At 63.4% G+C, this 18,061-nt stretch carries 18 protein-coding genes and 1 pseudogene; 8 read left to right on the top strand and 11 right to left on the bottom strand.

Annotated features, from left to right (window positions below; translation table 11 throughout):
* Window positions 1-3 precede the first annotated feature (3 nt).
* Entirely contained in the window at window positions 4-483 is a 480-nt protein-coding gene (locus tag HCN50_RS16715; RefSeq protein ID WP_171710777.1) for a type II toxin-antitoxin system RatA family toxin, read from the top strand.
* Here the strand turns inward: HCN50_RS16715 and HCN50_RS16710 are convergent.
* Window positions 480-1,211, bottom strand: a complete 732-nt coding sequence (locus HCN50_RS16710; RefSeq protein WP_171710776.1) for a FadR/GntR family transcriptional regulator — start codon at window positions 1,209-1,211, stop codon at window positions 480-482. The genes HCN50_RS16715 and HCN50_RS16710 overlap by 4 nt on opposite strands.
* A gap of 178 nt (window positions 1,212-1,389) precedes the next feature.
* Here HCN50_RS16710 and HCN50_RS34795 point away from each other — a divergent pair.
* The 3 genes and pseudogenes from HCN50_RS34795 to HCN50_RS16700 all read left to right on the top strand — a co-directional run.
* A pseudogene (locus tag HCN50_RS34795) lies at window positions 1,390-1,917 on the top strand (NAD(P)-dependent oxidoreductase); the annotation flags it as partial.
* Window positions 1,915-2,358 carry an NAD-binding protein gene (locus HCN50_RS34790; protein ID WP_376700303.1) on the top strand — a complete coding sequence of 148 codons (444 nt, stop codon included), beginning with the start codon at window positions 1,915-1,917 and terminating at the stop codon, window positions 2,356-2,358. The pseudogene HCN50_RS34795 and the gene HCN50_RS34790, both read left to right, overlap by 3 nt.
* Window positions 2,359-2,462: 104 nt before the next feature.
* A complete protein-coding gene (locus HCN50_RS16700; protein ID WP_171710774.1) occupies window positions 2,463-4,136 on the top strand; it encodes a thiamine pyrophosphate-binding protein in 1,674 nt (557 codons plus the stop codon).
* A gap of 6 nt (window positions 4,137-4,142) precedes the next feature.
* Here HCN50_RS16700 and HCN50_RS16695 read toward each other — a convergent pair whose 3' ends face one another.
* Window positions 4,143-4,745 carry a CinA family protein gene (locus tag HCN50_RS16695; RefSeq protein ID WP_171710773.1) on the bottom strand — a complete coding sequence of 201 codons (603 nt, stop codon included), beginning with the start codon at window positions 4,743-4,745 and terminating at the stop codon, window positions 4,143-4,145.
* A gap of 1 nt (window position 4,746) precedes the next feature.
* Window positions 4,747-5,943, bottom strand: a complete 1,197-nt coding sequence (locus HCN50_RS16690; protein ID WP_171710772.1) for a bifunctional 2-C-methyl-D-erythritol 4-phosphate cytidylyltransferase/2-C-methyl-D-erythritol 2,4-cyclodiphosphate synthase — start codon at window positions 5,941-5,943, stop codon at window positions 4,747-4,749.
* A gap of 284 nt (window positions 5,944-6,227) precedes the next feature.
* On the opposite strand from HCN50_RS16690, the gene dusB reads away from it, so the two are divergent.
* From dusB to ntrC, 3 genes are read left to right on the top strand one after another with little or no spacing between them, the layout of a single operon-like run.
* Window positions 6,228-7,229 carry a tRNA dihydrouridine synthase DusB gene (gene dusB, locus HCN50_RS16685; protein WP_171711412.1) on the top strand — a complete coding sequence of 334 codons (1,002 nt, stop codon included), beginning with the start codon at window positions 6,228-6,230 and terminating at the stop codon, window positions 7,227-7,229.
* The gene (locus HCN50_RS16680) at window positions 7,226-8,401 is read left to right on the top strand and encodes a two-component system sensor histidine kinase NtrB (protein WP_171710771.1); all 1,176 of its coding nucleotides are present in this window, start codon (window positions 7,226-7,228) and stop codon (window positions 8,399-8,401) included. Before dusB ends, HCN50_RS16680 begins: the two co-directional genes overlap by 4 nt.
* A 9-nt stretch (window positions 8,402-8,410) precedes the next feature.
* On the top strand, window positions 8,411-9,853 hold the full coding sequence (gene ntrC / locus HCN50_RS16675; RefSeq protein WP_171710770.1) for a nitrogen regulation protein NR(I): 1,443 nt from the start codon (window positions 8,411-8,413) through the stop codon (window positions 9,851-9,853).
* Between the two features lie 45 nt (window positions 9,854-9,898).
* On the opposite strand, the gene HCN50_RS16670 is transcribed toward ntrC, so the two are convergent.
* From HCN50_RS16670 to HCN50_RS16640, 8 genes are all read right to left on the bottom strand, one after another.
* Window positions 9,899-11,518 (bottom strand): DHA2 family efflux MFS transporter permease subunit, encoded by a 1,620-nt coding sequence (locus tag HCN50_RS16670; protein ID WP_171710769.1) that lies wholly within the window; start codon window positions 11,516-11,518, stop codon window positions 9,899-9,901.
* Entirely contained in the window at window positions 11,515-12,561 is a 1,047-nt protein-coding gene (locus HCN50_RS16665) for an HlyD family secretion protein (protein WP_210264998.1), read from the bottom strand. The genes HCN50_RS16670 and HCN50_RS16665 overlap by 4 nt, the downstream gene beginning before the upstream one ends.
* Window positions 12,562-12,660: 99 nt before the next feature.
* The gene (locus HCN50_RS16660) at window positions 12,661-13,614 is read right to left on the bottom strand and encodes an MBL fold metallo-hydrolase (RefSeq protein ID WP_171710767.1); all 954 of its coding nucleotides are present in this window, start codon (window positions 13,612-13,614) and stop codon (window positions 12,661-12,663) included.
* 103 nt (window positions 13,615-13,717) lie between these two features.
* A complete protein-coding gene (locus HCN50_RS16655) occupies window positions 13,718-14,923 on the bottom strand; it encodes an NAD(P)/FAD-dependent oxidoreductase (protein ID WP_171710766.1) in 1,206 nt (401 codons plus the stop codon).
* A 540-nt stretch (window positions 14,924-15,463) separates the two neighbouring features.
* A complete protein-coding gene (locus tag HCN50_RS16650) occupies window positions 15,464-15,721 on the bottom strand; it encodes a hypothetical protein (protein WP_235977037.1) in 258 nt (85 codons plus the stop codon).
* A gap of 100 nt (window positions 15,722-15,821) precedes the next feature.
* Window positions 15,822-15,950: a hypothetical protein gene (locus tag HCN50_RS34275; protein ID WP_283812105.1), complete on the bottom strand. Its 129-nt coding sequence runs from the start codon at window positions 15,948-15,950 to the stop codon at window positions 15,822-15,824.
* 19 nt (window positions 15,951-15,969) lie between these two features.
* Entirely contained in the window at window positions 15,970-16,632 is a 663-nt protein-coding gene (locus HCN50_RS16645) for an SDR family NAD(P)-dependent oxidoreductase (RefSeq protein ID WP_171710765.1), read from the bottom strand.
* A gap of 102 nt (window positions 16,633-16,734) precedes the next feature.
* A complete protein-coding gene (locus HCN50_RS16640; RefSeq protein WP_376700293.1) occupies window positions 16,735-17,673 on the bottom strand; it encodes a helix-turn-helix transcriptional regulator in 939 nt (312 codons plus the stop codon).
* Between HCN50_RS16640 and HCN50_RS16635 the strand changes: the two genes are divergently transcribed.
* Window positions 17,672-17,824 carry a hypothetical protein gene (locus tag HCN50_RS16635; protein ID WP_171710763.1) on the top strand — a complete coding sequence of 51 codons (153 nt, stop codon included), beginning with the start codon at window positions 17,672-17,674 and terminating at the stop codon, window positions 17,822-17,824. The genes HCN50_RS16640 and HCN50_RS16635 overlap by 2 nt on opposite strands.
* Window positions 17,825-18,061 lie beyond the last annotated feature (237 nt).

Below are 18,061 nucleotides of genomic sequence, written 5' to 3'. Positions count from 1 at the left end.
CAAATGCCACGCTTTTCCAGCAAGCGCAGGGTCCACCACACCGCACATCAGATGTTCGATCTGGTCGCCGATGTCGAGCGCTACCCGGAATTCGTGCCGCTGTGCCAGTCGCTGCGGGTCCGTCAGCGAACGTCGAAGGCCGATGGCACGGAGGTCGTCGTCGCCGACATGACCGTCTCGTTCAAGCTGGTGCGGGAATCCTTCACCAGCCGGGTGACGCTGGACCGGCCGAACCTGAAGATCATGGTCGAATACCTGAAGGGCCCGTTCAGCAATCTCGAGAACCGCTGGACGTTCGAGCCGAGATCCGAAACCGACTGCGAGGTCGGGTTTTTCCTGTCCTACGAGTTCAAGAGCCGGATGCTGGCGATGCTGATGGGAACGATGTTCGACACCGCGTTCCAGCGTTTTGCCGCCGCGTTCGAAAAACGGGCGGATGCGATTTACGGAAAATCCGGGGCAGGGCCGGCGAAGGCCGGCTAGACGTCTGCGAGATCGGCGCGGTCGGCCAGGCGCTGGGCGGCGTTGTCGTAATGCTGGCGTGCCTGGTCCCGCGCCGCGACGGGATCGCCGCTTTTGATGGCCTCGACCAGATGCGCCTGCTCCTCGATCGCGACCGCAGCGAGTTCGGTTGCCTTGGTGTTCTTGACGGCCACTGAGCGGAGCTTTTCGGCAATCTGGCTGTCGATCATGACGATGAAATTGAGCGCGTGCTCATTGTCCGCCACCTTGGCAATGACGTGAATGAGCTGACGTTCGGCCTCGAAATGACGCTCGGCGCCGTGCTCGCGATCGCCGATCGCCTCCCGCATCTCCTTGAGAATGGCCTCCATGCGGGCGATGTCACGTTTGGTGCGGGCCAACGCCGCGTCCGCCGCGACCTCGATCACGACGCCGTTGCGCAGGCGCAGCAGCTTCAACAGTTCCTTGCGCTTCTGGAAGCAGGCGGGGCTGATCCGAAAGGCCGTCCGCTCCTGCGGCGGGGCGATGAAGGCGCCGACGCCGACCCGGCTCTGGACGATGCCGTCATATTTGAGCTGCGAGATGGCTTCCCGGACAACGGTTCGCGCCACGCCGAACTCGGTCGCCAGCGCCTGTTCGGAGGGCAGGCGATCGCCCGGCCGAAGCTCGCCCGCGTGCAGGGCGCTGGTCAGGCTGGCAACAATCTCCTCCGGCAACGAAGGGCTACGCTCGACGGATTTGAATTTCACCAGATCGTCCTGTCCAGATGGCCTCGCCCGCGAACGCGCCGTTGCAATCCACGCCAGTCAGCAGGGATATCGAAATAGGCCAAGAGCTGCAATTAATTAATCAGGTTGTCAGACAGGCTGTGGCCATGGTAGCCGAGCGGAAAAAAGCTGGCGGCGCGGGGACGCCGCCACGCGCAAATGCCAGAAATTCCAAGAGACCGACAAACCAAACGGAAGGCCGGAGATGACGACATTCGAACGCGTTGGCTTTATCGGCCTTGGTGGAATGGGACGTGGATTGGTGAAAAACCTCGTCGCGAAGGGCGTGGCGGTCACCGCCTATGACCTCAACCCGGCCGCAGTGGCGGTCGCCAAATCGTTTGGGGCGACGGCTGCGAACGGTATTCAGGAAATTCGCGACAATTGCCGCATCATCATGATTTGCGTCAACGAGGCCGAGGATGTTGAGGCGCTGATGATCTGCGGCGATGGGCTGCTCGCCGGTCCGGCGCCGGGGTTCATCATCGTGGACCACACCACGGGCAGTCCACAAATGGTCGCGAAGCTCGACCGCATGGTGCGCGCGGCCGGCGGTCGCTACGCCGAGGCGCCGATGACGCGAACCCCGAAACACGCCGACGCCGGCAAGGTCAACGTGCTGTTCGGCGGCGAGCGCGACCTGCTCGACGACCTCAGGCCCTATTTCAATCTCTACGCCGAAAACATCTTCCATATCGGCCCGCTGGGACACGCCATTCGCCTCAAGCTCATTCACAACTACATCGCCTTCGCCAATGTGGCGGCGTGGTGCGAGGGCTTTGCCCTCGGGGCCAAGGAGGGGCTCGACCTGTCGCAGGTAATCGGCATCATCTCGGCGGCCGGCGCCAAGAGCGGCATGCTCGATCTCTATGGCCAGGCGACGCTCGAAGGCGACTTCACTCCACTGATGTCGCTGGCGAACGCCCGCAAGGATGTCCGCTATTATGCGCGCTGGCTGGAGGAGGCGGGCCTGCCGGGCTTCATGGCAGAAGCGGTGCACCAGACCTACCGGCAGGCAGCGCTGCTCGGGCACGACGGCGAGTCCTGCACCGCCGTCATCAAGGCCTATGAGGCCGTGACCGGCGTGGACGCGCGGGTTGGCGCGAAAGCCCCGCAACAAGGAACATGACCGGCGGCATATCAGGGTTCGCAACAATCCCGGTTGCTGGCACCGATGCCATTCAGTAAGCCGGGTCCAAAATCCGCGATCCCGCGACGGAGGGGACAAAGACGATGGACGCAAAACTTCGAACCGGTGGGCACATTCTCATCGAGCAACTGGCCCTGCACGGCGCCGACACCGTGTTCGGCGTGCCCGGCGAGAGCTTCCTGGCTGCCCTCGACGGCATGTACCAGAGTCAGCGCGTGCGGTTCATCAACGCGCGGCAGGAGGGGGGCGCCGCTATGATGGCAGAGGCCTATGGCAAGCTGACGGGCAGGCCCGGCATCGTGTTCGCCACCCGCGGCCCCGGCGCAACCAACGCTTCCTCCGGTGTCCACGTCGCATTCCAGGACTCGACGCCGCTGATCCTGCTCCTCGGTCAGGTCGGGCGCGACATGATGGAGCGCGAAGCGTTCCAGGAAATCGACTATCGCCAGATGTTCGGGCCGATGGCGAAATGGGTCGCGCAGATTGATGATGCGCGGCGAATTCCCGAGTTCATTTCGCGCGCCTTCTTCACCGCGACCTCGGGCCGTCCCGGCCCGGTCGTGCTGGCGCTGCCTGAGGACATGCTCACCGACACCGCCGATGTGCCGGATGCGCCGCCCTACAATCCGCTTCCGATCGCGCCCGATGATGCCGCCTTGCGGCAATTCCATGCTTTGCTGTCGGAAGCGAAGCAGCCGTTCCTGATCGTCGGCGGCGGCGGATGGAGCGATCAGGCGCGCCGCGATCTCGAAGCGTTTGCGTCGGCCCACGAGGTGCCGGTCGGCGTTTCGTTCCGCTGCCAGGACTATTTCGATAATCTTCATCCCTGCTATGGCGGCCATGTCGGCATTGGCCTCGATGCCAAAATCGCCGAGCGGGTCCGCAACAGTGATCTGGTGATCGCGCTTGGCGCGAGGCTGGGGGAGGCGACCACATCCGGCTACACGCTGTTCGACATTCCGAAGCCGAAGCAGCCACTGGTTCATATCTATCCCGACCCGGAAGAGATCGGCCGCGTCTATTCGCCGACGCTCGGTGTGGTCGCGAGCAGTGCAGCCTTTGCGGCTGCGATCAAGCGGCTGGAGCCTAAGCATCATTCGCGCGCCGACTACGTCAAGGCGGCGCATGCCGACTATCTCGCCTTCACCGAGCCGACGCATTCGCCCGGCGACGTGCAGCTTTCGCAGGTCGTGCGTGGTTTGAGCGATCGGCTGCCCCATGACAGCATCATCTGCAACGGCGCCGGCAACTATGCCGTCTGGGTGCACCGCTTCTGGCGCTATCGGCAATATCGCACCGAACTCGCCCCGACCTCGGGCTCGATGGGCTATGGCCTGCCTGCGGCCGTTGCCGCCAAGCTGCAGCATCCCGAACGCATGGTCATCGCGTTCGCCGGCGACGGCTGTTTCCAGATGACCGGGCTGGAGTTCATGACCGCGGTCGAAAACCGGCTGCCGCTGATCGTGATCGTCTGCAACAACGGCATGTACGGCACCATCCGGATGCATCAGGAGCGGACCTATCCCGGGAGGGTCTCCGGTACCGATCTCGCCAATCCCGATTTCGCGGCGCTGGCCCGCGCCTGCGGCGGGTTCGGCGCCCGCGTGGATCGAACGGAGGATTTCGCGCGCGCCTTCGACGAAGCCGTGGCCAGCGGACTTCCGGCCATCATCGAGCTTTCGATCAGTCCGGAAGCCTTGACGCCGGTAAGCTCGCTCAGCGAAACGCGCGCCAAGGCGCTGGCTGCCCAGGCCTGATCGGCTTCAGGTTCGTGTCGGCCGGCGTCGTTTGACGGCGCTGCGTCGTGGCGTTCGCGCTACCCGGGGGCGCAGCCGGTTCATGGTCTGACGTGGCGGCTTGACCGGCGGGTGCGGGCCGCGCGCCAGCTCCATCAACAGGCGCAGCGCCTCCACCACTGAGCGCTGGCGCACACTGCTGCGGCCGATCGCGCCAAAACGGAATTCGCGGTGCAAGATCTTCCCGTCGCGCGAGGCGACCGCGAAATGGACGAGACCGACCGGCTTGCCCGGCGTGGCGCCGCCCGGACCCGCAATGCCGGTAATGGAAACTGCGAGATCGACGCCGGCCTTTTCCAGCGCGCCCACCGCCATAGCGGTCGCGGTTTCCTTGCTGACCGCGCCGAAGGTTGCAAGCGTCGAGGCCTTGACGCCGAGCATCGCGCGCTTGGCATCGTTGGAGTAGGTGATGAAGCCGCGGTCGATCACATCTGACGAACCGGGAATATCGGTGAGCGCGCCGGCGACCAGGCCCCCCGTGCACGACTCCGCCGTCGCGATCGTCAGCTTGCGCATCCGGCACAAATCGAGCAGCGAGCGGGAGAGGGCGCGCGCGTCGCTGCCGCTCATCTTACTCGCCCCAACCTTTGTCGTTCCAAGGCAAGCGAATGGTGGCGCTCGCGGTTGCGGCGATGCCTTCCTCGCGGCCGGTGAAGCCCAGCCGTTCGCTGGTCGTCGCCTTGACGGCGACGCGCGAGATGTCGAGCCCGGTAATCTCGGCGATGCGGGCGCGCATGACGTCGCGCAACGGTCCGATTTTCGGACGCTCGCAGATCATCGTGACTTCGAGATTGGCGATCCGGCCGCCCCGCGCGGTGACGCGGTCGACGGCGTATTTCAGGAATTTGTCCGATGCGGCGCCTTTCCACTGCGGATCGGTCGGCGGAAAGTGCGAGCCGATATCGCCGTCCGCCAGCGCGCCGAGAATGGCGTCGACGAGGGCATGCAGGCCGACGTCGCCGTCGGAATGGGCGAGAAAGCCGCGGGTATGTGGCACCCGCACGCCGCATAGCATCAGATGGTCGCCGTCACCGAAGGCGTGCACGTCGTAGCCCGTGCCCGTCCGGATGTCGCCGAGCTGGGCGGCGAGGCGAGCTTCTTCGCGGATGAAATCTTCTGATGTCGTCAGTTTCATGTTTGCAGGATCGCCTTCAAATGTCGCCACCGTCAATCCCGTCCATTCCGCGAGCGCCGCATCGTCGGTGAAATCGCTGCGGCCCTCGCGTGCGGCACGGCGATGGGCATCGAGAATGACATCGAAGCGAAACGCTTGCGGCGTTTGCGCGATTCGCAGCTTTGCACGTTCGGGCGTTGCCTCGACGTTACCTGCATCACTGACCTGCTTGATCGTATCTGTGACCGGAATTGTCGGAACGGCGGCGCCCGTTCGGCCGGCAGCATCGATCGCGCGCGAAATAACGCCCGGGGTCACGAAAGGCCGTGCGGCGTCGTGGATCAGAACGATGTCGGGCTTCTCCGCTGCCAGCGCCTCGAGCCCGGCATGGACCGATGCCTGGCGGGTAGCTCCGCCATTGGTTGGCGGCTGATGGCGCAGTCCCGCGACAGCCTCGTTGAATATGGCAGCGTCATCGGGATTCACCACCGGCTGCACAGCGAAGATGTCCGGATGCCGGCAGAACGCCTGCATGGCGCGGAAGATCACCGTCTGCCCGCCGATCTCGCGATATTGCTTGGGTCCTCCGGCGCCGGCGCGAAGCCCGCGGCCGGCTGCGACGAGAATGGCTGCGGTACGCTCAGGTCTGGGCATCTGGACTCTAGTAGGGCGAATCGGGGTTGAGTGGGGTGTCGGCGCGCTGGCGCGCACAGCCCTTACCATGCCGGATACGGAAAAACAGAGCGTTTCCCATGCACTGGGGAAAAGCGGTTTTTGTTGCAGTGCACTTGCACAGATGATAGATCTGTCTAAAGTGTAGGCAAGAAGCTTGACTGCCCAAGATTTGTGCTCACAATATGCGTCGACGGTTGCAATGACGCCGCCGCCTTAACCATGAGAACGCCGTGACCGGCCCGGAAAGTTCACGCTCTAAGCCGTTGAAAATAGGCGAGATTGCTGTCGCCAACCGGGTTCTCCTGGCGCCGATGTCCGGCGTCACCGATGCCCCCTTTCGACGTCTTGCGGCTACGCTCGGCGCCGGATTGGTCGTCTCGGAGATGACCGCCAGCGACGAACTCGTGCACGGCAGGCCGATGTCGGTTCTGCGCTGCGAGAGGGCCGGCGTTGGACCACACGTCGTTCAGCTCGCGGGCTGCGAGGCGCACTGGATGGCAGAGGGCGCGCGCGTTGCGGAAGCCGGCGGCGCCGACATCATCGACATCAACATGGGTTGTCCGGCGCGTCACGTCACCGGCGGGCAGTCCGGTTCCGCGCTGATGCGTGATCTCGATCATGCGCTCGAGCTGATCGAAGCGACGATCGCGGCCGTGAACGTGCCGGTGACGCTGAAGATGCGGCTCGGCTGGGACGATCGTTCGCTCAATGCGCCCGAACTGGCGCGCCGCGCAGAAGCCGCCGGCGTGCAGATGATCACCGTGCACGGGCGAACGCGCTGCCAGTTCTACAAGGGCGAGGCCAATTGGAATGCCGTGCGCGCGGTCAGGGATGCGGTCTGCGTGCCGCTCGTGGTCAACGGCGATATCACCTCATTCGAGAGAGCGGTGCAGGCGCTGGAAGCGTCGGGGGCGGACGCCGTGATGATCGGGCGCGGCGCGCAGGGCCAGCCTTGGTTGCCGGGACAGATCGGCCGCCGGCTGGAAACCGGGAAGGCGGAAACCACCCCCTCGCTCGCCGAACAACTCGAGCATGTGCGCGCACTCTACGACGAGGTTTGCAGCCATTACGGGCTGCGCGTCGGACTCAAACACGCACGCAAGCATCTCGGCTGGGCCTTGGAGATCGCGGGCCAGTACAGCCGCGCGCCGGCGGAGACGTTGAAGGGGTGGCGGCAAAAGATCCTGACGTCGGAGGATCCGCGCCGCGTGCACCGATCGCTGCAGGATGCGTTCGACGATTTCGCATGGAGTGCCGCTGCATGAATTCAGCCGCAGAATATCGTCGCGCCGTGCCCTCGGAAAGCGAAGCCATCCTCAATGCGCTGCCCAATCCGGTGCTCTTGATCGCGCCCGACGGCCGCATCGTCGATGCCAATATCGCCGCCGAATCCTTCTTCGAGATTTCGACGCAGTTCCTGCGCCGCCAATCCCTGAAAGAGCTGGTGCCGTTCGGCAGTCCGTTGCTGGCGCTGATCGACCAGGTGCGTTCCAGCGGCTCGCCGGTCAACGAATACAAGGTCGATCTCGGCACGCCCCGCATCGGCGGCGATCGCCAGGTCGATCTTCACGTCGCCCCGCTCACCGAACGGCCGGGCCATATCGTCGTGATGCTGCAGGAGCGCACCATTGCCGACAAGATGGACCGGCAGCTCACGCACCGCAGCGCGGCGCGCTCGGTGATCGCATTGGCTGCGATGCTGGCGCATGAAATCAAGAATCCACTGTCCGGCATCCGCGGCGCAGCGCAATTGCTGGAGCAGGCGGCTTCATCGGAAGACCGCATGTTGACCCGGCTGATCTGCGACGAGGCCGATCGTATCGTCACCCTGGTCGACCGCATGGAAGTGTTCGGCGACGACCGTCCGGTGGCGCGCGGGCCGGTGAACATCCACTCCGTGCTCGACCACGTCAAACGGCTGGCGCAGTCCGGCTTTGCCCGCAACATCCGCTTCATCGAGGAATACGATCCGTCCCTGCCGCCGGTGCTTGCCAATCAGGATCAGCTCATTCAGGTGTTCCTCAATCTCGTCAAGAACGCCGCCGAGGCTGTCGCCGATCTCGGCAGTGACGCGGAAATTCAGTTGACCACGGCGTTCCGCCCCGGTGTTCGCCTGTCGGTGCCGGGCAAGAAATCGCGGGTGTCGCTGCCGCTTGAATTCTGCGTCAAGGACAACGGTTCCGGCGTGCCGGAAGACCTGCTGCCGAATCTGTTCGATCCCTTCGTGACGACAAAGCAGACCGGCAGCGGGCTGGGCCTCGCGCTGGTCGCCAAGATCGTCGGCGATCACGGCGGCATCATCGAATGTGAATCGCAGCCGCGGAAGACAACGTTCCGCGTGCTGATGCCGATGTTCAATCCCGCCAAACAGCTCGACCAAAGCAACCGCGACAGCGTTCCGGGTACGCTGCCGCCTGCCTCACAGGACGCAAGATGAGGAATAACGATGCCCGCAGGTAGCATACTCGTTGCCGATGACGACACCGCCATCCGCACGGTTCTGAACCAGGCGCTTTCGCGCGCCGGATACGAAGTTCGCCTGACCGGGAACGCGGCGACGCTGTGGCGCTGGGTAAGTCAGGGCGAGGGCGATCTCGTCATCACCGACGTGGTGATGCCCGACGAGAACGCATTCGATCTGCTGCCCCGCATCAAGAAGATGCGGCCTAATCTTCCCGTCATCGTCATGAGCGCGCAGAACACCTTCATGACGGCGATCCGCGCTTCCGAACGCGGCGCGTATGAATACTTGCCGAAACCGTTCGACCTGAAGGAGCTCATCACCATCGTCGGCCGCGCACTGGCTGAGCCGAAGGAGCGGGTGACGAGTGCGGCCGACGATTCCGAATTCGATTCGATCCCCCTGGTCGGCCGTTCGCCGGCGATGCAGGAGATCTATCGTGTGCTGGCGCGGCTGATGCAGACCGACCTCACGGTGATGATCTCCGGCGAGTCCGGCACCGGCAAGGAACTGGTCGCCCGCGCGCTGCACGACTACGGCAAGCGTCGCAATGGCCCGTTCGTCGCCGTCAACATGGCGGCGATTCCACGCGACCTTATCGAATCCGAATTGTTCGGCCATGAGCGCGGCGCGTTCACCGGCGCCAATACCCGCGCTTCCGGCCGCTTCGAACAGGCCGAAGGTGGGACGCTGTTTCTCGACGAAATCGGCGACATGCCGATGGAGGCGCAGACGCGGCTGCTGCGCGTGCTGCAGCAGGGCGAATACACCACGGTCGGTGGCCGTACCCCGATCAAAACAGATGTTCGGATCGTGGCTGCGAGCAACAAGGATCTGCGCATCCTGATTCAGCAGGGGCTGTTCCGGGAAGATCTGTTCTTCCGCCTCAACGTTGTACCGCTGCGTTTGCCGCCACTCCGCGAGCGAATCGAAGATCTGCCCGATCTCATCAGGCATTTCTTCTCGCTCGCCGAAAAAGATGGCTTGCCGCCGAAGAAGCTCGACGCGCTGGCGCTCGAACGGCTCAAGCAGCACCGCTGGCCTGGCAATGTGCGCGAGCTCGAAAACCTTGCACGCAGGCTGGCCGCGCTTTATCCGCAGGACGTCATCACGGCCTCGGTAATCGATGGGGAGCTGGCCCCGCCGGCGGTCACTTCGGGCAGCAATGCGCCGATGGGCGTGGAGAATCTCGGGGGCGCGGTCGAAGCCTATCTCTCCTCGCACTTCTCGGGTTTCCCGAACGGCGTGCCGCCGCCGGGCCTCTATCACCGTATCCTCAAGGAGATCGAGGTGCCGCTGCTCACCGCCGCGCTGGCGGCCACGCGTGGCAACCAGATCCGGGCGGCCGACCTGCTCGGTCTCAACCGCAATACGCTGCGCAAGAAGATCAGGGACCTCGACATCCAGGTCTACCGGAGCGGCGGCTAGCAATTCACAAGCCTATCCGCCGGCATCGGACCAGAAGGCTGGTACTTAACGAACGGCGCTGCCGTTCGTTATTTCATCCGAGGTCTTCGCACGCATTTTCGCGTGCAAGGCGAACGCGAGCTTGATGGTGACCAGCACGGGTGCAGCGACGAGAAAGAGGAGGGCAATCGCGACGAATCCCGTATCGAAAGCAAGCACGGTGGACTGACCGGTGACGGCCCGACCCAGCAACCCCATCGCAGCCCGGCCGGCGCTCACACCGTCCATGCCCCGTCCCACGAGCATCGTGCTGATCGTCGCCAGCCGTTCGTCGACGGCGGCTACGCCAGAGGTGACGCTGGCGCCAAGCACGGCGGCATTGGTGGTGACGTTATTGTCGATCATGGTCTGGAGCGCGGCTACTCCGATCAGGCCCCCTAGCTGACGGCCCGTATTGAAGAGACCGATGCCGAAGGCGAGGCTGCGGTCGTCAAGATCGCTGAAGGCGATCAGCGTAATCGACAGAAAGAGAAGTCCAAGTCCAAAGCCGCGCAGCAGGATAGGCGCCATCATGTCGTCGGCGCCGCTCTCGATGGTTGAACCAGACATCGTCCACATCGCAATCATGATCATCAGGATGCCGAACGGCACTGTGACGATTGGCGGAGCGCGGCGTACCTGCATGAGGAAGGCGGCCACCAGGAGCGCGCCCAGAAAAAATGCGCCGCTTGGCAACAGGAGCTGTCCAGCATCGGTAGGCGTGAACGCGAGGACTGACACGGCGAAAGATGGGATCAGGAAGGCGCTGCCGAATAAGGCGGCGCCGGCGACAAAACTGACGATGAAGGCGAACGAGAAGTCGCTCGACCGGAACACGCCGAAATCGAGCACACCTCGCGCTTTTGACACCGCCTGCTGGCCGAGAAACGCCAGCAAGGCCGCGACGCCGATCAGGGTCAGCCAAACAATGCGGGCCTCTTCGAACCAGCGCCACCGGCTGCCCTGATTGAAGACATAGGTAAGGCAGAAGAACGCAACCGATATTAGCGCGAGACCGATCCAATCAAGTGGATACCGCTCCTTCGCAAATTGCCTCGCGCTCTCGGCGATTAATAGCAGTCCAATGGCGGCGAGGGCCAGCGGAACAACACTGAAGAATATCCATGCCCACGACTGGCTGTCGATCAGCCAGCCCTGGAGAGCCGGGGCGATGGTGGCCGGAGCGACGACAGAACCCATTGCAAACAGGGCTTGCAGGATCGGCTGCCGCGCGCGCGGATAGGCAAGAAAGATGATCGACTGCCCAGCAACAAGCAAGGTGCCGCCGCAGAAGCCTTGTATTGCCCGGAGCACAATCAGCAGGTCCAACCGATCAGTGATGGCGGCTGTTCCGCATGCGACGCCCATGAGCAACGTCGACCAGATGACCAGGCGACGGGGATCGAAGCAGGTCATGAGCCAGGCCGCGGTCATGAACCCGATAAACTTCGTGGTCGTGTATCCGACGTCCAGCCAGGCGAACTCGTCAGGAGTTGCATGGGTGTCGCCGATGATGTCGTTGCGGCCGAGCGACAGTACGGTACTCGCGATTGCTTCGGTCAGAGTAGCAAGCACGATACCCGCGACGAGGGCGGCTCTTGCCGCGCGCCCGTCAAGACGCGGTGCGGCGTTGACAATCGTAGTCATGTGCCGCTTCCCCGGTCGATCTCGACGCGGGCGGAGAGGCCGGGCACGACGCGGCCGGGCAATGGATTGCTGATGAAGCGAAGTTTCACCGGCACGCGCTGCACGACACGAATGAAGTTGCCGGTCGCATTATCGGTAGGGAGCAGGGTGAATGCGGACCCACTCCCGGGCGCAAAGCTGTCAACGACCCCGTCAATTGTGCGGTGGGGATAACTGTCTACCGTGATGCGAGCGCGCTGACCGGGTCGGATATGTTCGATCTGGGTTTCCTTGAAATTTGCCACAACCCAGACATCGTTGACGGGAACGATGTCCAGCAGGGAGGCGCCCGGCGCGACCAGTCGGCCGAGGCGAACCTGGCGATTGCCTACGACGCCGTCGATCGGTGCACGCACCACGGTATTGTCGAGATCGATCTGAGCGAGATCGCGCGCGGCCTCGGCCTGAGCCACGGCAGCGACAGCAGCTTCCTGCTGGCTGGCAAGGACGACGATGCGTTGCCGCTGGGCCTCCAGCGTTGCGGATGCCGCGGATACCCCAGCCTCTGTTCTCGAGAGCGCCGCATCACTCTCGTCGACCTGGGCCTGGCTAACGGCGTTGGTGCGGATCAGTTCGCGGCGCCGATCGGATGCCTTGTGGGCCAGGTTCATCTCGGCCACGCTCGCAAGTCTTTGGGCTTCGGCCTGCCGTATCAGCGCGTGCTGGAGCTTGGTTTCCGCCTCGACGTTGGTGAGGCGGGCTCGAGCGGCTTCAACGTTGGCCACGGCTTGCGCAAGGCGTGCCTGATAGTCCCGGTCATCGATCCGGAACACAACGTCACCGGCGCGAACGGTCTGGTTGTCCTGAATCTCCACGGCCGTGACGTAGCCCGCGACCTTTGGGGCGAGCGACGTCATCTCGCCTCTGACGTAGGCGTTGTCGGTGAATGTGCGGTTCGAGCGGGCATAGGTCCAGCCACCTGCCACCACGACGATTGCGCCGAGGCACAGCAACAAGCCGGCTATCTTTTTCCTTTTGGGACGTGTCACGACAGTCTCCTGCAGCTAAGGCCATGCGCGTTCACCCGCGGTGGAGCACAGAAAGGCGACGGTGCCGCCGAGTTGTGAGCAGGGCCGCGGTCGCGGCCCTGCTCCAACAGTCAGTCAGTAATCCCACCAGGCCGGCACCCAACGAAAGAGGTCGCCGGCGGCAGCGACCCGGCCGATGGAGGGGAACGGCATGTGCGTGGCTACCAGCCACGAACCGGTAGTCGCCAGCTCTCGCAAGAGTTGGAGCCGGACGCGGGTTGCCTCCTCTGGGTCATGCTCAAAGCCGTTGTGCCATTCGGGATGATCGAACGAGACCGGGAATATGGCGTCTCCGGCGAACATCAGGCGGTCGCCGCCGGATGCCAGGCGAACCACGCTGTGGCCGGGGGTATGGCCGCCGGTGCGACTGACGACTACTCCCGGCGCCACCTCGGTGTCCTCCTCGAACGTCCGCAGCTGGCTGCGGTACTCTTTCATGAATCGCAGGGACGCCCGTCGAGCCACGTCAGCGAGCTCCGGCGGCATGCCGGTGCGGGAGAAATCGGGCGACGCCCAGAACTTGACCTCGGCGGCGGACAAGTGAATCCGCAGGTCCGGCCGCAGCCGCTCCTTCACGCCATCGACGAGCAGTCCGCCGACGTGGTCGAAGTGCATGTGGGTCAGCACCACGTCGGTGACAGACGAAAGATCGATGCCGGCAGCCTCCAACCGATGGATCAGATGCCCGGCCCGCTTGAAGTCCGGAACCTCCGCCCCAAGCCCACTGTCGATGAGAACGGTCTGGCCGCCGCTACGCACCACTACCTCGTTCAGCGCCCAATCGAACGCGTCGTGCGATAGAAACATGTCGTCCAGCCAGGCCGCGCGGGCGGCAGGGTCGGCGTTGGTGGCCATTGACTCCGCTGGCGGCGTTACGATCCCGTCGCTGATCACCAGCACGTCAATCTCGCCGACTCGAAGCGCATAACGCGAGGGAACCAACTCATCGGCCCGGGCTCTACCGTGGTGTGGAATGTCGTCCTGGCTCTCGATTGTCTTCTGCCGAGTATTGCGGATCATCTGGTTCATGTTGAAGGCTCCACTGCTCAATGTTGACGTTGGGTCTTGGTGCTAGATTCCAATCTGGCCGCGCTTCACGCGCGGTAGGCGCGGCCGGCGTTGCGTCGGGCGCCTATAGCTTTGTGACTTGCTCCGGATCGGCCGAGGCGAGTGCGGCAGCACGCTCGGGCTTGGGCGGATAGATCCAGACGCCGTTGATCTCCTGCTTGGTTTTCTTGGCCACCTCGCCGACCATCTCCACCGTGCGCTCCCAGCCGCGCGTGAACAGCGCTCCGGCCTCCCCAAGGTCGAGGCAGGTGACATATGCCTTCTGGTGATAGGGTTTGGTCGGAACACCGAGGAGCTCCGCGGCGGCGTTGTTGCCGGCGAAGGCGCCCATCCGCGTGGCATGTTGGCACGACATCAGCGCATAGTTGCCCTCATCGTCGCATGCGGCGCGAGCGGCATCGCCGGTAGCGAACACGTCGGGCACGCCCGGCACGCGCAAACACAGATCGACCAGCAGCCGGCCGAAATTATCGCGCTCGGCGGGGATCTGTTGCGTCAACGGGGCAGCGCGAATGCCGGCCGCCCAGATCACCGTCTCCGTCTCGATGTGATCGCCGTTTGAAAGCGTGACGCCGGATTTGTCCAGCGAGGCGACGCCGGCGCCGACCCGGGTTTCCACGCCCACCTTTCGCAGGGCTTCCTCGATGACGGGTCGGGGGCCTTCGCCCATGTCGGGGGCAATCGCCGGATTGCGTTCGACAATGATGACACGCGGCTTGGCACCCTTGCCGAGGATCGCGCGCAGCCGCGTCGGCATTTCGGTTGCCGCCTCGATACCGGTGAAGCCGCCGCCTGCGACGACGACGGTATCGCGACCATTCACCGCGGGCCGCTTGGGCAAGCCCTGCAGATGCTGGTCCAGGGCAACCGCATCATCGAGCGAGTCGATGGAAAAGCCGTGTTCGGCGAGGCCGGGAATGTTAGGGCGGAATAGCCGGCTGCCGGTCGCCACGACCAGTCGATCGTAGGAGAGGCTCTTTCGCGTGCCTTTGTTGGTGGCGATTTGCACCATACGAGATTTGGTGTCCACGGTCTCGGCACTGCCTTGCACGTAGACGACGTCGATGGCGTTGAGGACATCGAGCAGGGGCGCAGTCATGGTTTCGGGCTTCGGTTCGTAGAGCCGCGGGCGGATGACGAGCGTCGGCTCGGGCGCAACCAGCGCTATTTCGAATTCCTCCGGCGAAACACCCTGGATATCGCGCAGGCGTGCGGCGGAGAGGGCGGCGTACATGCCGGCGAAGCCGGCGCCGATGATGACTAGTCGCATGTGTTTGCTCCTGTGGTTGGACTTCCAAAAGTCCGCGCGCTACCGCTCGCTGATCTCGTTGAGGGCAGCGCTCGATGACGACACGAAGAGGTGAAACGAAAAATCTCAATCCTTACGGACGGAGGCAGTGCTGTATCGACAGCCGCGGCATCGACGGCTCACATGCCGATGCGGCAGCCAGCCGAACCCAGAGGCCAGCCGGGGCGGAAAACCTTCGGCTGCGCGTTCGGGGCCCAGTCCTCGTAGGACAGCCGGGGGCTGACCGCAGTCATGATTGACATTATCGGTTTGGTCCTTTGCACGGACGGCGCCGGAATCTCCACCTCCTCCCCCGCTGCTGAAGTGAAGCGAACGGCTAGCGAAAGTCCGTACACGACTGCTGTCGCGAGACCTCTGCGCCGTGATGTGATTTCCAGCCGGTTGACGAAGTTCCTCCAGGTCATTGTATGTCTCCGTCGTTTGGGTTTGGACAGGCGATGTCTAACTGATCGGGTCGGCCGCTGCCCCAGCGCGATTGCCGTACCTAGCGAGCTATTGCTGCTAATGCATGCGCCCGCGCCAATCGCTTGGGGCAGATCCCAGCCAAGGCTGATGCTTGGCGCGCCATTTCGGGCCGGGGCCGCGCATGTAGTGCAGTTCGGGCCGGTAGCAATCGCGTACGTCCATGAGCAGATTGTGAACGACGCTGGCGAAGTCAGAGACCGTCTCAGCCGTCTTACTGGCAAAACCAGACATCGCTGACCAGCGCGCAGAAGCCGGTGCGATCACACCGAGACCGACGATGCTTTTCCAAATCATCTTTTCTCTCCATCCAGTTGGATGTGGGAACGGTGATGATCTAGCGGATAAGAGTTGCGGCTGCGCCAGCGCGATTGCGGTACCTGTAGAGCGATTGCTGTTAACGGTTGCGCTCTGCCAATCCCTCTCTTTCGCCGGTCAGCTTTCCGAATGCCGTAGCGAAAGCGGTCTGCGACGAACCAAATGCGGCCGCAATCGAGACGAGCGATTTGCCGGCATCGTGCAGCATGTTCGTCGCCTCCCTGTTATCAGGTGCTCGCGGGGGCGTAGTTCGTTTCGGCGGTCCAGGAGTCCTTCGGCTGGCTATACAGATGCCAGAAGTGTTCGGCGACCGATGAGGCCTCCTCCGATCCCGGAGAAACAAAGGTGCAGACCGTCACTGTCGCGACGTGAATTCCCTTTTCCCGGAACGGCTCGAAAAGTCCGTGAGCCAAGGCGCGAATGCCGGCCTTGCCGATGCTGATCGAAAGATAGTCCGGGCTGGGTGCGAGCGCGAAGCCACCTCCCGTCAGCAGGATCGCACCGGACTTTTGCTCTTCCATCTTCGGAGCGACAGCCTGAGCGGCGACAAGCGCTCCTCCGATGTTCACGGCGAGATCACTGTTGAAGCTGTCGCGCGGCTGTTCGGATAGTGTCGCCTTGCGCGTGGATGCGGCGTTGTAGTGCAAGACGTCGATTGAGCCGTGCTGCTCCTGAACTTCAGCGACCAGTTCCGCGACGCTCTTCGGGTCGCTTGAGTCCCCTTTGCGAGCGATGGCCTTGTATCCGCTTTTTGTTAGCCTTTCGGCCAGCTCTTGCGTCTTGGCGATGCTTCGAGCAGCCAATACCACCTGGAAACCTTCCTTGGCAAAGCGTTCGGCGGTCGCGAAACCAATCCCCGGGCCCGTTCCGATGCTGAGAAATGTCTTCATCTCCTGTTTCCTTTCGATGCTGCACTTGAGATCGGTTATGGCATCGTTGCCGAAATAATCCGTTGCCGGGAAACATTGCTTCTCCGCAGGCGAAGAAGATGTTTACCGCATGCGTCTTCGCCAATCGCTCGGCGTTTCACCGGTCAGCTTTCGGAACGCCGCAGCGAAGGCGGTCTGGGAGGAATAGCCGAGTGCGGCTGCGACCGAGACAACCGACACGTCGGTGTCGCGCAGCATTTTCATGGCCTGCTCGAGCCGGTGCTGCCGCAGCCAGGCATGCGGCGACAACCCGGTGCTTTCCTTGAAGGCGCGACAGAAGTGGAAGCGCGACAGACCGGCATCGGACGCCAACGCCGCCAGCGAGACGTCCGTATCACTGTCCGAACGCAGGCATTCGATGGCGCGTCGGAGCACCTTGGGCGACAGCCCACCGATGGCCAGCTCGAACGTTGCAGGCGAGCCGGCGTGCGCCGCGAGCAGGCGCGTAGCCAGAAGGTCCGTCAGTTGGTGCCTGAACAGCGCATCGAGAGCTGCGCTGCCTTCCAGGGCGTCGGCCGCGCTCAGTAGCAAACGGGATGTAATTGGGTCGGGATGCGCCGTTCGCTCCACGAGGTCGCCGGGAGCGGTTGTGCCGGCTTCGTGGGCAACGCGCTTGAGCGTTGTCTCCGGAAGGTAGAGCTGAACGACACTCAATGGCTGGTAGATGTCCCATCGCGAGGTTGAACCCGCAGGGATCACCGTCACGGTCCCGGGACGAGTCATTCCACTCACAAAGGCTTTCCCCTCGCGACGCTCGAACCGCACTGGCTCGGCGGGGAAAGCCATGATGACGTGATCGGCCATAGGCGCGACGACGTCGTGCAGGGGATCGTGCCTCCAGAAGGTGATTGAACCGCTGGTGGGGTCCGATGCCATGCTGACGGGCTTCGTCTTGAGCACGCGTGCCATCTCCATGTCGGCAGGGCGTGGCTCGGTGATCGGCAAATCGTGTCGGGGTGTTGCGGGAGTGTCTGGCTGACTCTGTCGCGAAAGATCGCGCATGGGCTGGCAGCTCATGGACCTGTCCTCGCCGTTGAGAAGCATTTTGATCGAGCGTTCGGCGCGCGTTCTAGGCGTGCAAAATTACGGGGTCTTTCCCAAAGCGGCGGTGCTTTGCCTGATCTTGCTGAAAGCGGCCATCAAGCGTTTGTGACCATAGCCGCTCAATGGTTGCGCAGGGGCGGCCTCTGCTGTCGAATGAGGCAATCGGGTTCTACCATTGCGTGCACTTGGGCCGCAGTGTTGCGGATGGACAACAGCGCTTCCATCCAAGGCCGCCGGGCTTTGTGTCATAAAACTGGTGTGATAGCGGCCTCGGCCAAACGTCGTAGACGGCCGCGCTCCGAAAGCAGATAATATGCATGCATCTCGCTGACGCCGCGATGACCAG

It is taken from the genome of Bradyrhizobium archetypum (genome assembly GCF_013114835.1).
GTDB lineage: Bacteria > Pseudomonadota > Alphaproteobacteria > Rhizobiales > Xanthobacteraceae > Bradyrhizobium > Bradyrhizobium archetypum.
Note: the sequence above shows the minus strand (reverse complement) of the source record. Positions and strands in the feature narration are given on the sequence as shown.

What these genes read in the sequence shown, in the direction of transcription:
- HCN50_RS16715 (WP_171710777.1), top strand. Translation starts at nt 4, where the DNA reads ATGCCACGCTTTTCCAGCAAGCGCAGGGTCCACCACACCGCACATCAG.
- HCN50_RS16700 (WP_171710774.1), top strand. Translation starts at nt 2,463, where the DNA reads ATGGACGCAAAACTTCGAACCGGTGGGCACATTCTCATCGAGCAACTG.
- HCN50_RS16695 (WP_171710773.1), bottom strand. Translation starts at nt 4,745, where the DNA reads ATGAGCGGCAGCGACGCGCGCGCCCTCTCCCGCTCGCTGCTCGATTTG.
- HCN50_RS16690 (WP_171710772.1), bottom strand. Translation starts at nt 5,943, where the DNA reads ATGCCCAGACCTGAGCGTACCGCAGCCATTCTCGTCGCAGCCGGCCGC.
- HCN50_RS16680 (WP_171710771.1), top strand. Translation starts at nt 7,226, where the DNA reads ATGAATTCAGCCGCAGAATATCGTCGCGCCGTGCCCTCGGAAAGCGAA.
- ntrC (WP_171710770.1), top strand. Translation starts at nt 8,411, where the DNA reads ATGCCCGCAGGTAGCATACTCGTTGCCGATGACGACACCGCCATCCGC.
- HCN50_RS16670 (WP_171710769.1), bottom strand. Translation starts at nt 11,518, where the DNA reads ATGACTACGATTGTCAACGCCGCACCGCGTCTTGACGGGCGCGCGGCA.
- HCN50_RS16660 (WP_171710767.1), bottom strand. Translation starts at nt 13,614, where the DNA reads ATGAACCAGATGATCCGCAATACTCGGCAGAAGACAATCGAGAGCCAG.
- HCN50_RS16655 (WP_171710766.1), bottom strand. Translation starts at nt 14,923, where the DNA reads ATGCGACTAGTCATCATCGGCGCCGGCTTCGCCGGCATGTACGCCGCC.
- HCN50_RS16650 (WP_235977037.1), bottom strand. Translation starts at nt 15,721, where the DNA reads ATGATTTGGAAAAGCATCGTCGGTCTCGGTGTGATCGCACCGGCTTCT.
- HCN50_RS34275 (WP_283812105.1), bottom strand. Translation starts at nt 15,950, where the DNA reads ATGCTGCACGATGCCGGCAAATCGCTCGTCTCGATTGCGGCCGCATTT.
- HCN50_RS16645 (WP_171710765.1), bottom strand. Translation starts at nt 16,632, where the DNA reads ATGAAGACATTTCTCAGCATCGGAACGGGCCCGGGGATTGGTTTCGCG.
- HCN50_RS16635 (WP_171710763.1), top strand. Translation starts at nt 17,672, where the DNA reads ATGGGCTGGCAGCTCATGGACCTGTCCTCGCCGTTGAGAAGCATTTTG.
- HCN50_RS16640 (WP_376700293.1), bottom strand. Translation starts at nt 17,673, where the DNA reads ATGCGCGATCTTTCGCGACAGAGTCAGCCAGACACTCCCGCAACACCC.